This window comes from Paracoccus liaowanqingii, assembly GCF_004683865.2.
In the GTDB taxonomy this organism is placed as follows: Bacteria; Pseudomonadota; Alphaproteobacteria; order Rhodobacterales; family Rhodobacteraceae; genus Paracoccus; species Paracoccus liaowanqingii.
In genome coordinates this window covers 1,147,350-1,161,900 of the sequence record NZ_CP038439.1, presented here as the reverse complement: position 1 = coordinate 1,161,900, position 14,551 = coordinate 1,147,350, and the positions used below count along the sequence as shown (strand labels likewise).

Sequence of the window (14,551 nt, the reverse complement as noted above, 5' to 3'; positions counted from 1 at the left end):
CCACGGGCCAGAAAATTCCAAGGCAGGCCGCTCATGTCCGATCCGATCAATGCCCCGTTCCGCCCGCGCATCTTCTCGGGGATCCAGCCTTCGGGCGGTCTGACGCTCGGCAATTATCTGGGCGCGCTGAAGCGTTTCGCGGCATTGCAGGGCGGCGAGGCCGAGACGGTCTACTGCATCGTCGACCTGCATGCGATCACCGTCTGGCAGGACCCGGCGGTCCTGCGCGGGCGCATCCGCGAGGCGGCGGCGGCCTTCATGGCGGCGGGCGTCGATCCGGCGCAGTCGATCCTGTTCAACCAGTCCCAGGTCAGCGCCCATGCCGAAATGGCATGGCTGTTCAACACCGTCGCCCGCGTCGGCTGGATGTACCGGATGACCCAGTTCAAGGACAAGGCGGGCAAGAACAGCGAGAATGCCAGCCTGGGCCTGCTGGCCTATCCGGCCCTGATGGCCGCCGACATCCTGACCTATCAGGCGACCGCCGTGCCGGTGGGCGAGGATCAGAAGCAGCATCTGGAACTGACCCGCGACATCGCCGCCAAGTTCAACCACGACTATGGCGTCACGCATTTCCCGATCACCGAGCCGCTGATCGAGGGCGTGGCCACCCGCGTCATGTCCCTGCGCGACGGGTCCAGGAAGATGTCGAAATCCGACCCCTCGGATGCCAGCCGCATCAACCTGACCGACGATGCCGACGCGATCGCGCAGAAGATCCGCAAGGCCCGCACCGATGCCGAGCCCCTGCCTGGCCAGATGGACGGCCTCAAGGACCGCCCCGACGCGCGCAACCTGGTCAACATCTATGCCGCCCTGACGGACGAGACGCCCGACCAGGTGCTGGCTCGGTTCGAAGGCCAGGGCTTCGGCGCCTTCAAGCCCGCCCTGGCCGAGGTCGCGGTCGCGGCCCTGTCGCCCATCACCCGCCGCATGGCCGAGTTCATGGACGACCCCGCCCAGATCGACGCGGTTCTGGCGGACGGCGCCGACCGCGCGGCGGCTGTGGCGACCCCGATCCTGGAACGCACCAAGGACATCATGGGCCTGCTGCGCACCCGCGCCTGACGACCTTTCATCCAAGAATACCGACCCGCGGCACAGACCCGCAGACCCGCGGGTCTGCGGGTCTGTGCCGCGTTCGCCGGTCTGTCCGCGCAGGCATCGCGACCTTGCGGGGCGGATTGCCGTCTCAACCCTGACGGCACCCCCGACGCCCTGATTCCCCCGGCATGCGCCCTGCCCCTTCCGGGTCGGGTTTTCCCGACCTCCCGCCGCAAAAGTTCGGCGGGCGGACTTGCACAAGGTGTAAAACATACAGTTTAGTTTGTAAAAATATGGCAGGGTTTCTGCCTATTAATTGAGACCATCAGCACTCCTGACCTTCCCTGGGAGCAAGTTCAAAACACCAAACCAAGTACAAAACTAAAATAAATTATTGTTTTTACTTAATTTATAATGTCCCTCTTGGATGATCGCGCGTGTGACGAAAGGATGAACCGGCATTGGCCATTCGTTAACTAACGATTGACAATATGGGCCCATTCTCCCTAACACCTGTTAAAGAACGGCCCATGCGCACAACTTATTTCGAGGAGTACCGCGATGGCGGACATTGACGGAAACAACAGCAACAACAACGTGACTGTCAGCAACGGCACCGACGCCAACGGTGTGCCGCTGCGCGATCCGAACCGGTTCACGATCACGAAGGATGCCAACACCACCGTGGACGGGATCGCGGTCGGTCACGACCGCGCCTTCTTCGACGTCAACATGAGGGACGGCAACGACTCCCTGACCGGCGAGAACATGAACTGGACGGACGAGCATGTCGGCGTCCGGGTCGCCTTCGACGACATCTCCATGGGCAAGGGCGACGATACCGTCGACCTGTTCCGCAGCGCCTTCGACAACATCGACATGGGCGCGGGGAATGACCGCCTGGTGCTGGATCACTCCGGCGGCAACTCGGTCGACATGGGCAGCGGACAGGACGCCGTCAGCCTGGGCGACATCACCCGGGATGTGACCCTGAGCGACGCCGAGATGGCGCAGAAGGATCCCAGCCATCCCATGGTCATCGACGGGGGCGACGGCTTCGACACCCTGAACCTGCAGGGGCCGTGGACCCTGACCCTCAGCAGCGGCAGCGTCTGGATCGACACCGACGGGAACGGCGTCGGGGATCTGCACACCAACATCTTCACGAACGAGGACGTCGCGAACATCGTCAGCAGCTATCCCACGGTCCTGAACGGCACCGTGGTGTTCGACATTGGAACGCACGTCAAGTTCAAGAACTTCGAGGATATCCAGGTCATCTGCTTCACCGCGGGCACTTTGGTCGACACGCCCGCCGGCAAGGTCGCCATCGAGACCCTGCGCGAGGGCGATCTGGTCACGACCCGCAAGGGCAACCGCCCCGTCCAGTGGATCGGCAAGCGCACGCTCGACTCGATCGACCTGGCGGGCAATCCCAAGCTGCTGCCGATCCGCGTTCCCGCCGGCGCCTTCGGCAACGGCCTGCCCACCCGCGATGTCAGCTTCTCGCCCCAGCACCGCGTCGTGGTCCGCTCGACCATCGCCGAGCGCATGTTCGGCAGTGCAGAGGTTCTGGTCTCGATCAAGCAGCTGGTCGGCGTAAACGGCATCGATGTCGACGGCGACGTCCGCAGCGTGCAGTATGTCCATGTCATGCTGGAAGAGCACGAGATCCTGTCGGTCGAGGGGATCGAGGCCGAAAGCCTCTATCCGGGCCGCCAGGCGATCAGCTTCCTGAACGAGGACCAGCTGCGCGAGATCCGGACGATCTTCCCGAACCTCGACGACCTGGTCGATGCAGACCAGCCGGCCGCCTCGGCCCTGCCCTTCCTGAAGGGCCGCGAAAGCCGGACGCTGGCCGCCCGCCACGCCAAGAACGCTCAGCCGCTCTACGCGTAAAATTTTCATATAACCCTATGGAAAGGCCCACTTTGCTGCACAGGCAAGGTGGGCTAAATTTTGGACATGAGCATCGAAACAACCCTTCCCGCATCCACCCTGCGCAAGATCTCGGTCCAGTTCGGCAAGGACGCCATCGACCTGGACAAGATCCTGCCCCTGGCCCGCCAGCTGCACAAGGAAAGCATGTTTTCCGACATGCCCTTCGACCAGCCGCAGCTGGAAAAGGTCGTCAGCGACCTGAAGGCCGAGACCGGCTTCCACGGCTCGGTCTATATCGAATACGAGGGAGAGCCGGTGGCTTTCGCCTATTTCTACTTCTCGCCCCTGCTGGGCAGCCGCAAGACCTGGGTGACGATCATGCACACGGTCTATGTCCGCAGCGACATCCGCTCGACCGAGATCGGCAGCTATGTCTGGCAGCGGATCATGCTGGCGGTGCGCGGCTGGTCGGCCCCGCGCGGGTCCAAGGGCATCATGTTCAACGTCGTGTCCGGAATTGCGATGGAGGAGACCGACCTCGTGCTGCGGTCGAACGGGGCGACGCATCTGGGCGGGAACTACTTCATGCGGCTCTAGGCGCGCCCGCGCCTTCTGCACGTCACGTCCAGTTCCGGAACCCATCGACCCCATGCCCAAGACCCCGCCGCAGGCGTTCTCCTCCCCTTCCGACGGTCCGGTCATCAGCGGGATCGGCTGCCGGGTTCCCGGCGCCCGGGGACGGGACCGGATGTGGCAAGTGCTGCGGGACGGGCGCTGCACCATCGGTCAGTTGCGCACGGGCCTGTTCGACCCCGACCTTTACGCCGACCCGTTCCAGAACCGCCGGGGCAAGACCTATTCGCTGGCCTCGGGCCAGCTGGACGATGTGTTCCGGTTCGACGCGGGCTTCTTCGGCATCACCCCGCGCGAGGCCGTCGACACCGATCCCCAGCAGCGGCTGATGCTGCAGACCGTGTGGGAGGCCATCGAGGATGCCGGCCTGTCGCCCCGCGATCTGGCGGGCCCGCGCACCGGGGTCTTCGTCGGCGCCTCGCTGGTCGAGAACCTCTGGCCCTATTATTCCGATACCGCGCGGTCCGGGTCCAGCTTCTCGCTTGGCAACACGCTGTGCATCATCGCCAACCGCGTGTCCTCGGTCTTCGATTTCGGCGGGCCCAGCTACGTGCTGGATGCCGCCTGCGCCTCGTCGCTCTTCGCGCTGCATCAGGCGTCCGAGGCGATCCGGACGGGCCAGGTCGACACCGCCATCGTCGGCGGCGTGCATGTGCTGATGACGCCGGGAGGTTTCGTGGGCTTCTCGCAGGCGCGGATGATGTCGCCCACCGGCCTCTGCCGCACCTTCGATGCCGGGGCGGACGGCTATGTCCGGTCCGAGGCCTGCGTGGCGCTGGTCCTGCAGCATCCCGACGTGGCCGAGCGGATGATGGCGCGGCGCCGGGCACGGCTGCTGGCGACGGGGGTGAACACCGACGGGGCGGCCTCGCAGCTGACGGTGCCCTCGGCCCTGCGCCAGGAAAGCCTGCTGGACGAGGTGCTGGAGCGCAGCGGCTGCGATCCCGACGACCTGTCCTTCTACGAGGCGCATGGCACCGGCACCCAGGTCGGCGACCCGGTCGAGGCGCGGGCCATCGGCCAGGCCATCGGGCAGCTGCGCCGGATGCCGCTGCCCATCGGCTCGGCCAAGACCAATTTCGGCCATGCCGAGCCTGCGGCGGGGCTGGTCGGCCTGGCCAAGGTGCTGCTGGCGATGCAGCATCGCGCCCTGCCCGCCTCGCTGCATTTCACCGCGCCCAATCCGGCCATCGACTTCGACGGCCTGAACCTGCGCGTCAACACCGCGCTGCTGCCGCTTGGGCCGGGGCGGCTGGTGGCCGGGCTGAACTCCTTCGGCTTCGGCGGCACCAATGTCGCGGCGATCCTGGCCGAGGCGGCGCCCCCGCCCCCGCGCCTGCACCCGGTCGCCCTGCCCCGCCCGGCCAAGGCGCCTTGGCTGCTGCTGTCCGCCGCTTCCCAAGCGTCGCTGGACCGGCTGGCGACCGCCTGGTCCGAGCGTCTGAAGGGCATCCCCGAGGCCGAGGGCGCCGCGCTCTGTGCCGCCGCCGCCGCACGGATGGCGCTGCCGCATCGGCTGGCCCTGCCGCTGCGCGATGCCATGTCGGGGGGATTGTCGCACAGTGACGGCGACAGCCTGCTGCGCGGCGTCGCGGGCGGGGGACAGGTGCGCGGCGTGCTGGCCTTTCCGGGCAACGGGGCGCAGGTGCCGGGCATGGGCGTCGCCGAGTATCGCCACGACCCGGCCTTCCGCGCGGCCTTCGACGAGGTGGCGGGCGCGATGGCCGGGATGGGCATCGACGATCTGGTCGGGCTGATGCATGCGCCCGATCTGGCAGATCGCCTGTCCGGCCCTCTGGTGGCCCAACCACTGCTCTTCGGCTTCCAGGTCGCGCAGGCGCGCAGCCTTCTGGCCGCCGGGCTGCATTGCGACGCCGTCATCGGCCATTCCGTCGGAGAGATCGCGGCTCTGCATGTCGCGGGCTGCCTGGACCTTCCGGCGGCGACGCGGATCATCGTCACCCGGTCCACCGCCTTCGAGGCGCTGCGGGGCCAGGGCGGCATGGCCGTGCTGGCCGCGTCCGAGGCCGATGTCACCCGCGCGCTGGCCGGGCTAGCCCTGCCCGACCTGGCGATCGCGGCGGTCAACAGCCCGCGCTCGGTCACGGTGGCCGGGTCGCAGGCGGCCATCGCGCGGCTGGCGCGGGTCAGCATCGCCGGCAAGCGCCTGCCGCTGATGCGCCTCAAGGTCGAGATCCCCTACCACTCGCCGCTGGTCCAGCCGCTGCGCGAGCGTTTCATGGTCGATCTGGCGGGGCTGCAGGTCGCGCCGCCCCGGATGCAGGTCGGCGCGGCGGCGCTTGGCCGGGTGATGCGGCCCGGCGACATGGGGCTGGACTACCTGTGGCGCAATGCCCGCGACCCGGTGCGCTTTGCCGATGCGGCGGCGGCGCTGGCCAAGGACGGGCCCTGCCATCTGGTCGAGGTCTCTCCGACCCCGGTTTTTGCGGGCAATATCCGCGACATCGCCCGCTTCGGCGGGGTGGCGCTGACGCATTACCAGCCGCAGCCGCCCCAGGACGGTGCCCCGCCCGGATGGCAGGCGGCGCGGGCCTGGGCGGCGGGCGTTCCGGTCCGCCCCGAGATCCTGGGCGGCGCGCGCACCGGGCCCTCCCCGGAGATGCCGGCCTATCCCTGGGACGAGCAGGAGTATCGGACCCAGCTGACCCCCGACGGGCTGGATGCCTATGGCGGGGCGGGGCCGCGCCTGCTGGTCGGACGGCGGGCCGAGGTCGATGCCCCCCTGTGGGTGACGGACATGACGCCCACGCATCCCGCCTGGCTGGCCGATCACAGGGTCGGCGGGCGGATCGTGCTGGCCGCCGCCACGCTGGTCGAGATGGCCTTGGGCGCCGCCGCCAGCCTCTGGCCCGACCAGCCGCTTCAGTTGCTGCATTTCGACATCCTGGCCCCCGCCGTGATCGAGGGCGACGGCCTGCGGATCCGCACCCGCATCGACGAGGCGACCGGCGCCCTGACGTTGCAGATGCGCCCGCGCCTGACCCAGGCTGCCTGGGTGGGGCTGGCCCGGGGCGTGGTGCGGCGCGGCACCGGGCTGGCCGCGCCCCGCGCGCCCGCGCGCCGGGGCCGCCCCTTGGACCCCGAGGATCTGTATGACGGGCTGGCGGCGGGCGGGCTGGACTATGGCCCGGCCTTCCGGCGCATGGCCGCGCTGGCGGCGCTTGGATCGGACGCGGTCCGGCTGGACCTGTCGCCGGGGCAGGTCACCCGCCGCTTCCTGCTGGACCCGACCGCGCTGGACGGGGCGTTTCACGGGCTGGCGGCCATCCTGCCCGCGCTGACGGGCAGCTCGGATTCCGCTGCGCGCGAACTGGCGGGTCGGCTGCGCGAGGGGGCGACGCTGCTGCCCACCCGGATGGGGCATCTGCAGCTGTTCCGGCCGGGCGTGGCCCCGCACCTGGTCCAGGTCACCGTCACCCGGCATCGGCGCCACTCGCTGCTGGCCCGGATCGCGCTGTTCGATGCGCAGGGCGATCCCGTGGCGCTGGTCGAGGAGGCGGAATTCTCGGTCGTGCATCTGGATGCGGCGACGCGCATCGCCCCGATGCGGCTGATCGACCGCCGCGTCCGGCTGCGCCTGCCCGGGGACGCGGTGCGCCTGCCCCGGGGCTGGGGCGATCCGGTCCGGCTGGTGGCGCGGCTGACGCAGGGCCATCCCGGGCGGCCCGGCCCGCTGGACACGGCGCTGCACGACCTGCGTGCGGCGGTGAAGGCCGGTCGGGGTCAGGACGAGGCCCTGACCCGCGCCTTGCAGGTGCAGCCCGATCTGGCCGATGATCTGCGGGCGGTGATGATCGCGGCCGAGGGGCGTGACCCCCGCGACACCGCCCTGCACGGGCTGGTCCGGCGGCGGATGTGGGCGCATGCGGGCCGGATCCTGGGCGATCTGCTGCGCCTCTGGCCCCGGGACCAGCGCTGCACCCTGCTGATCCTGGGGCTGCCCGATCTGGCCCTGCTGCGCGAACTGGCCGATGATCCCCGGCTGGACGGCATCCGGATCGCCGCCGCCGATCCGGGCGCGCGCAGCCTGCTGATCCAGGTCCTGCCCCCCGACCTGATGCCGTGGGTCACCGACAACCCCGCGCCGGGCGGCAGCGATCTGGTCCTGATCGCGGGGCCGGTGCCGGTGGGGGATCTTGTCTCCCAGGCCCTGGCCCCCGGCGGGCTGGCCCTTGCGATGCGGCCAGCCGACGCGACCCGGACCACCTGGGCCGAGGGCGATCTGGAGGCCGACGGGCTGACGCTGCGCCTGTCGGCCTGGCGGCGGGATCCGGCGCCCGTGACGGGCCAAGCGCCCATGTTCGATCCCGACCTCGGGCAGCTTCCGGCCCTGCCGGACGACCTGACGGCGGCGCTGCGGGCCTGCGCGACGGGCGGCACGCCCTCGCACCGGATCATCGCCATGGCCCATCGCCCCGGCGAGGACCTGACCCACGGGCTGACCCGCGCCATGATGGCCGTCAAGACCGCCCTGTCGCGGCCCGGCCCGCCGATCCTGATGATCGCCGCCGATCCCGACGCAGATCATGATTTCCCGATCCTTGCCGCCGGCCTGCGCTCGATCGCCGTCACGGCGACAAACGAGGCCGGGGCGCGGACCATCCGCCTGCTGGCCCTGTCCGGGCCCGCCCCCGACGCCCCGGCGCTGGCCCGGCTGGTCGCCCTGACCGAGGACGAGAGTGCCGTCCACGCCTCCCCCGCCGGTCTTCAGGCCGATCGCGTGCAGCCCCTGTCTCCGCGCGCCAACGCGGCCCGCGCTTTGCAGCTGGGCCAGCGCGATCCCGGGCGGCTGGACAGCCTTCACTGGCAGCCCCTGGCGCCGCGCAGCCCCCGCGCGGGCGAGGTCGAGATCGAGGTCGCGGCCACCGGCCTCAATTTCCGCGATGTCATGTCGGCCCGCGGCCTGCTGTCCGAACGCATCCTGGAGGCGGGCGCCTCGGGGGCGGGGATGGGCATGGAATATGCCGGGACCGTGCGCCGCGCCGGACCGGGGGTCGATCTGGCGCCGGGCACGCAGGTGATGGGCTTTGCCGCCTCGGCCTTCGCCACGCGCCTTGTGGTGCCCGCGGCGGCGGTCACCCCTTTGCCGGACGGGATCGACACGGTCTCGGCCGCGGGCCTGCCGGTGGCCTTCGTCACCGCGTGGGAGGCGCTGCGCAACCTGGCCGCGCTGCAGCCGGGCGAGACGGTGCTGATCCATGGCGGCGCGGGCGGGGTGGGCCTGGCGGCGATCCAGGTGGCCCGGCTTGTCGGCGCCCGGGTCTTCGCCACCGCCGGCACGCCCGAGAAACGCGCCTTGGCCCGCGCGATGGGGGCCGAGGCCGTCTTCGACAGTCGCGATCTGGGCTTTGCCACCGACCTGATGCAGGCCACCGCCGGGCGCGGCGCCGATGTCGTGCTGAACAGCCTGTCGGGCGAGGCGATGGCGCGGTCGGTGGACTGCCTCGCCCCCTTCGGCCGCTTCGTCGAGCTGGGCAAGCGCGACTATCTGGAAGGCACCCAGATGGACCTGCGCCCCTTCGCCCGCAACCTGACCTATGTCGGCATGGACCTGGACCAGCGCCTGGCGGCCGATCCGGCCCGGGTGATGGCGATCCTGGCGGCGCTGCGGGCGGGCTTTGCCGATGGTGCCCTGCGGCCCGTCCCGGTCACCCCCTTTGCCGCCGGGCAGGCCGAGGAGGCCTTCCGTCACTTGCTGGCCGCGCGCCATACCGGCAAGATCGTGATCCGCCCGCCCCGCCCGCGCCTGCCCCGCCCGCGCGGACAGGTCCGCGACGCCTGGATCATCCTGGGCGGCACCGGCGGGCTGGGCCTGCCCTTGGCGCGCTGGCTGCTGGACCAGGGCGCGGCCCATGTCCATCTGCTGTCCCGGGGCGGAGAGATCGGGCCCGGTGCCGGCCGGATCGGGCGGTGGGCGCGGTCCTGCCCCCAGGTCTCGGTCCATGCCGTCGACGCCGCCGATCCGCAGGCGATGGCGGCATTCCTGGACGGGCTGCAGGGGCGGCGGGTCGGCGGGGTGATCCATGCCGCGATGGTCCTGCGCGACCGGCTGATCCGGGATCTGGACCCGGTCGAGGCCGAGCAGGTGGTTCGGGCCAAGCTGGCCGTGGCGCAGGTGCTGGCGGCCCTGCTGCGGCAGGGGCGGCTGGCGCCCGACCATGTGATCCTCTTCTCCTCGATCGCGGCCTATCTGGGCAATCCCGGGCAGGTCGCCTACAGCGCCGCCAATTGCGCCCTCTCGCAATTGGCCCGGCAGCTGCGGGGCGAAGGCCACCCCGTCCGTGCCCTGGGCTGGGGCGCGCTGCGCGATGCGGGCTATCTGACGCGCAACGCCGCCGTGGCGCTGCAGCTGTCACGGATGGAGGGGTTGGGCTTCCTGTCCACCCCGCAGCTGCTGGCCGAGCTGGGCGCCGCGCTGCGCGATCCCCACCCCGGCGATCACGTGCTGGCACCCCTGCACTGGGGGCGGCTGGCGCCGGTGCTGCCGGGTCTGGGCAGCGCGATGTTCCGCGCGCTGGTGGCCGAGGATGCCGCCCTGGCCCGGGCCGAGGGCGAGCTGTCGGACCGGCTGCGACAGCTGGACTGGCCCGCCGCCCTGGCGCTGGTCGAGGCCGAGCTGCGCGACATCCTGTCGGCCATCATGCGCCTGCCGCCCGACCAGTTCGACGCGCACCGCCCCTTCAACCGCTACGGCATCGACTCGCTGATGGCGATGGAGCTGCGGATGGACATCGAGCGCCGCTTCGGCACCACCCTGACCAGCCTGCCCGTCACCGACGAGATGACCGCCGCGCGGCTGGCCGCCGTCATCGTCGATCGCATCCGGGCCGAGGGCGATCCCGATGCCCCCCCTGCCGCAGCCGAGGCCCCCGCATGACCGATCCCGTGATCTCTCACAGCCCGCTGCTGTTCAACGATCCGCGGATCGGCCTGCGCATCCGGCCCGCGCAGACGGACGACCTGTCCACCCGCGCGGCGATGCGGATCCTGGACGATCTGCTGGCCCGGCCCGGAAACCGCGCGATCGCCGCCCCGGCCATCGGCCTGCCGCTGCGCTACCTGGCCCTGCGGCGCGGCGCCGACTTGCTACATGTGCTGAGGCCGCGCCTGTCGGCGGCCTCGGCCTTCCACGTCAACCGGGCCGAGACCTCGCCCGCGACCGGCCCCATGCGCCGCCATGCCTGGCGGGCGGGTAAGGTGACGCTGACCGGCACGCAGCCCTCGGGCCTGCCCATCGAGGAGGAGCTGGACGGCGCCCTGGCCATCTCGGTCCAGCAGGCGATGGACCTTCTGGACAGCACCGCACCCTTCGACTGGATCACGCCCTTTCACCGCTTGTGGGCCGAGGGCGCCAACCCGGTGATCCGGGCGCGGTCCGAGGGCATCAACAGCGCCCTGCATCAGGCCCCCTGGCAGGGCGATGCCGGGACGGTGGGTCCGTTCCTGACGCTGGATCCCCGACATGTGCAGGTCCTGGACGATGCCGGGGCCCCGGTCGGCACGCTGGACGCGCTGAACCCGTCCCGGCCCGCCTGCGCCCTGGGGCGGCGCTGCCTGGGGATCCTGATCGCCACCTCGGCGCTGACCCATGTGATGATCGCGGCGCCGCGGCTGACGCCTCTGGCCGTGGCGCTGCTGTCGATGCTGCCGGACCTGACGCTTCATCATCCGACCGAGGGTTGGCCCCTGCGCGCGATGACCGCGCTGCAGCTGACGCCCGGCTGCCGCGCCGCCGCCTTGTCCGATCCGGTGCCCGAGGGGTCGGGCCCCCGCATGGATGCCATTCTTCTGGACGGGGGCGCGGACTGGCTGCACGGCCCCGAGGCGACCGCCCTCATGCGCCTGCAGTCGCGCCGGCTGTCGGGGGGCGCGGCCCTCCTGCTGGTCTGCTGCCCCGCACCCGCGCCGGGGATCGAGGATCTGCTGCAGTCGATCTTCCCCGCGCTCTACGTCATCGAGGATGGCGAGGCGGGCACGATCTATGTCGCGGCCAAGGCACGGCTGGACCTGCCGGCGGCCCGCAGCCGGGCGATGCGGCGGGCGGGCCAGCTGGGCCATCCCGACCTGATCCGGCCCGCCACCGAAGGCTGGCAGATGATCGTCAAGTCGGGCGAGAGGCGGGCGCAGTGAACGGCCCCGCCACGGATCTTCCTCCGGCCGGGCCGGCGGCCCTGCCCGCGACGCGGCCCCGGATCCTGTTCCTGCACCTGACGGGACAGGGCCAGTTCCAGTTCTTCGGCACCTGGCTGGCCGCGCAAGGCTGGGACGTGACCTTCGCCCATGGCGGCGTCGACCGCATCGAAGAGGTCGACGGTTGCCGCACCCGCCGCTTCCGGATCCGCGACACGCTGATCCCCCGATCGGACTTCCGGCATCTTCTGGACCACGCCGCCCAGAACTGCCGCGGCGCCACCGAACTGATGTTCCGCATGCGCCATGCCGAGGGCTATGTCCCCGACATCGTGATGGCCCATGTGGGCTGGGGCGTGGGCCTGGGCGTCAAGCTGGTCTGGCCCGACTGCCGCTATATTGCCTATCACGAATGGTATTACACCGACCGGAACTGGGACAAGGGCCGGGCCGAACGCCCCTCCGACGTCATGGACCAGGTCGCGGACCGGATGCGCAACCTGCCCATCACCGCCGAATTCGACCTGGCCGACGCACATTGGTGCCCGACCCGGTTCCAGGCCAGCCGCTTTCCGCCCGCGCTGCGGGACCGGATCACGGTGCTGGCCGATGGCGTCGATTGCGACCTGCACCGCCCCGACCCCATCGCCCGGATCGACTTCGATTGGGTCACCATTCCGCCGGGGGTGCCGGTCCTGACCTATGCCACGCGCGGGATGGAGCCGCTGCGCGGTTTTCCCCAGTTCCTGCGCGCGATCGAGCGGTTGCAGCGGCAGCGGCAGGATTTCCACACGGTCATCCTGGCCAATGACGCGGTCTCCTACGGATCGCGGCTGCCCGCGGGGGACAGCTGGTGGCTGCGGATGATGGACCAGCTGGATCTGGATCACCGCCGCCTGCATGTGAACGCCATGCGCCCGCGCGAGGAATATGCGACGGTGCTGCAGGCCTCGACCGCGCATGTCTATTTCACCGAACCCTTCGTCACCTCCTGGTCGCTGACCGAGGCCTTGGCCATGGGCTGCCTGGTCGTCGGATCGAACACCGCGCCCGTGCGGGAGATGATCGAGGACATGGAGAACGGCCTCATCGTCGACATGGACGATGCCGAGGAGGTGGCCGAGACACTGTCTTGGGCCATCGACACGCCGGACCGGGCCCATGCGCTGCGGCAGGCCGCGCGCGCGGGGGTCCTGGCCCGGCAGGACGCCGCCCATGTCTTTCCCGCCAAGGAGGCGCTGCTGCGCGCCATGCTGGCACAGTCGCCTGTCACAGGATGACCGCCTGCGACCGGCCCGAGGCCTTGGCCTGGTAAAGCGCCTTGTCCGCGCGGGCCAGCAGATCCTCGGGGCAGTCCGCCTGCCCCGGCAGCCAGATCACGATCCCCATGCTGGCCGACACGGTGTATCCGACCAGTTCCGGCGGCGTCAGCAGGCGGATGGCGCGGATGATCCGCTTGGACAGGTCCCGCAGCGCCGAGCGGGAGGTCATTCCCCGCATGAGCAGCACGAATTCGTCGCCGCCGACCCGGGCCGCCGTGTCCGCCTTGCGCACCTGCTGCTTGAGGACCGCGGCGACCCGGAACAGCAGCTCGTCGCCCGCCAGATGCCCCAGGAGATCGTCGACCTGCTTGAAATGGTCCAGATCCAGATGGATCAGGGCCAGCGGGGTCGCGACATCCTCGTGCCGATGGCCGTTCAGGCGCAGGGCCTGCGCCAGCTCGATGTCCAGACCGCGACGGTTGCGCAGCCCGGTCAGGGCGTCGGTCTGCGCCTGCAGGACGGCCTCCTGCCGCGCCTCGGCCAGTTGGTCGTTGAACCGCGACAGCACATGCAGCACGCCGCGATTGGCCTCGCGCAGGAACATCAGCTCCATCGCCAGATCCGAGGGGGCGAAGTCGTCATCGGTCAGCTCCGCCGCCCGGATCGCCCTGTGCAGGCTGATGCCGAAGCCCAGGTTCAGCAGCATCGCCCCCTCGCAATCCCGGACGCCGTGCCCCCGCAGGAAGATGTCCCGCGAGTTCACGATGCGCAGCATCAACCGCCCCTGCCCGTCCACGGCCTCTCGGATGGCGGCCAGCGGGCAGATGCCGTGGCCGGGCCGGGCATTGACCAACCGCTCGGCGATGCCCTCCTCGAGGTTCGGCATCAGCTTGGCCAGGGTCGGGCCGACCGACAGCACCGTCCCGTCATCGCGGATCCGCAGATGCATCGGCAGGAACCGCCTCAGCGCATCCAGGGTCAGGGCGGGCCCCTGCAGGTCGGTCATGGGACGATCCCCGTGGCCGCCGCACCATGGAGCGTGAAGTGGCGCCCTTCCGCAAAGCGGTTGTCGCAGATCTCGACATGGATGGCCGCACCCTGGACCGAAAGCAGGCACAGCGCCCCGTAGTCGTCAGCCATCCCCCGCAGCAGCCCGACCAGGATGTGCTGCCACCCCATCTCGAACCGCGGCAGGGTCAGCCAGAACGTTCCGTCGACGACATCGACCTGCAGGGGCGGCACGTCGAGTGTCGACAACACCAGATGCGCCCGACCGGGCAACTCGTCCAGCCGCAGCAGGAAATCGTTGAAATCCCGACCCGAAAAGCGAAGGAGCCTGCGCAGCGGCTCGATCCGCGTCAGCCAGGCGCCCAGATCCTCGTAGAGGTCCGGCAGCGGCTTGGACAGGCGTTCCGCCGCCAGCGTCAGGCCGGCGGTCGCAAAGCCCGTGACCGGCGTGGCCGGGGCGACCATGTTCCTGCGGTCGTCGCGGATGATGCGGGAAAACTCCTCCCCATAGGTGTCGCGCAGAAATTCGGTGATGGTGCGGTGGATCAGCCGGTTCATGTCGTCCTCGATTC

The 14,551-nt window shown here is 70.3% G+C and carries 8 protein-coding genes; 6 read left to right on the top strand and 2 right to left on the bottom strand.

Translation table 11 applies throughout. The features are described 5' to 3' along the window. Window positions 1-33 precede the first annotated feature (33 nt). The 6 genes from trpS (at window position 34) to E4191_RS05505 (ending at window position 12,989) form a co-directional block, all read left to right on the top strand. Entirely contained in the window at window positions 34-1,068 is a 1,035-nt protein-coding gene (trpS, locus tag E4191_RS05530) for a tryptophan--tRNA ligase (protein WP_135312520.1), read from the top strand. A 537-nt stretch (window positions 1,069-1,605) separates the two neighbouring features. Beyond that, a complete protein-coding gene (locus E4191_RS05525) occupies window positions 1,606-2,943 on the top strand; it encodes a Hint domain-containing protein (protein WP_135312519.1) in 1,338 nt (445 codons plus the stop codon). A 66-nt stretch (window positions 2,944-3,009) separates the two neighbouring features. Further along, window positions 3,010-3,522 carry a GNAT family N-acetyltransferase gene (locus E4191_RS05520; protein ID WP_135312518.1) on the top strand — a complete coding sequence of 171 codons (513 nt, stop codon included), beginning with the start codon at window positions 3,010-3,012 and terminating at the stop codon, window positions 3,520-3,522. Window positions 3,523-3,574: 52 nt separating this feature from the next. After that, entirely contained in the window at window positions 3,575-10,456 is a 6,882-nt protein-coding gene (locus E4191_RS05515; protein ID WP_176562632.1) for a type I polyketide synthase, read from the top strand. Then, window positions 10,453-11,709 (top strand): peptide deformylase, encoded by a 1,257-nt coding sequence (locus E4191_RS05510; protein ID WP_135312516.1) that lies wholly within the window; start codon window positions 10,453-10,455, stop codon window positions 11,707-11,709. The genes E4191_RS05515 and E4191_RS05510 overlap by 4 nt, the downstream gene beginning before the upstream one ends. After that, entirely contained in the window at window positions 11,706-12,989 is a 1,284-nt protein-coding gene (locus E4191_RS05505; RefSeq protein ID WP_135312515.1) for a glycosyltransferase family 4 protein, read from the top strand. The genes E4191_RS05510 and E4191_RS05505 overlap by 4 nt, the downstream gene beginning before the upstream one ends. On the opposite strand, the gene E4191_RS05500 is transcribed toward E4191_RS05505, so the two are convergent. Both E4191_RS05500 and E4191_RS05495 read right to left on the bottom strand, forming a co-directional pair. Then, window positions 12,979-13,977 carry a GGDEF domain-containing protein gene (locus E4191_RS05500; protein ID WP_135312514.1) on the bottom strand — a complete coding sequence of 333 codons (999 nt, stop codon included), beginning with the start codon at window positions 13,975-13,977 and terminating at the stop codon, window positions 12,979-12,981. The two genes, E4191_RS05505 and E4191_RS05500, sit on opposite strands and share 11 nt — an antisense overlap. Next, the gene (locus E4191_RS05495; RefSeq protein WP_135312513.1) at window positions 13,974-14,537 is read right to left on the bottom strand and encodes a heme NO-binding protein; all 564 of its coding nucleotides are present in this window, start codon (window positions 14,535-14,537) and stop codon (window positions 13,974-13,976) included. Before E4191_RS05495 ends, E4191_RS05500 begins: the two co-directional genes overlap by 4 nt. Window positions 14,538-14,551 lie beyond the last annotated feature (14 nt).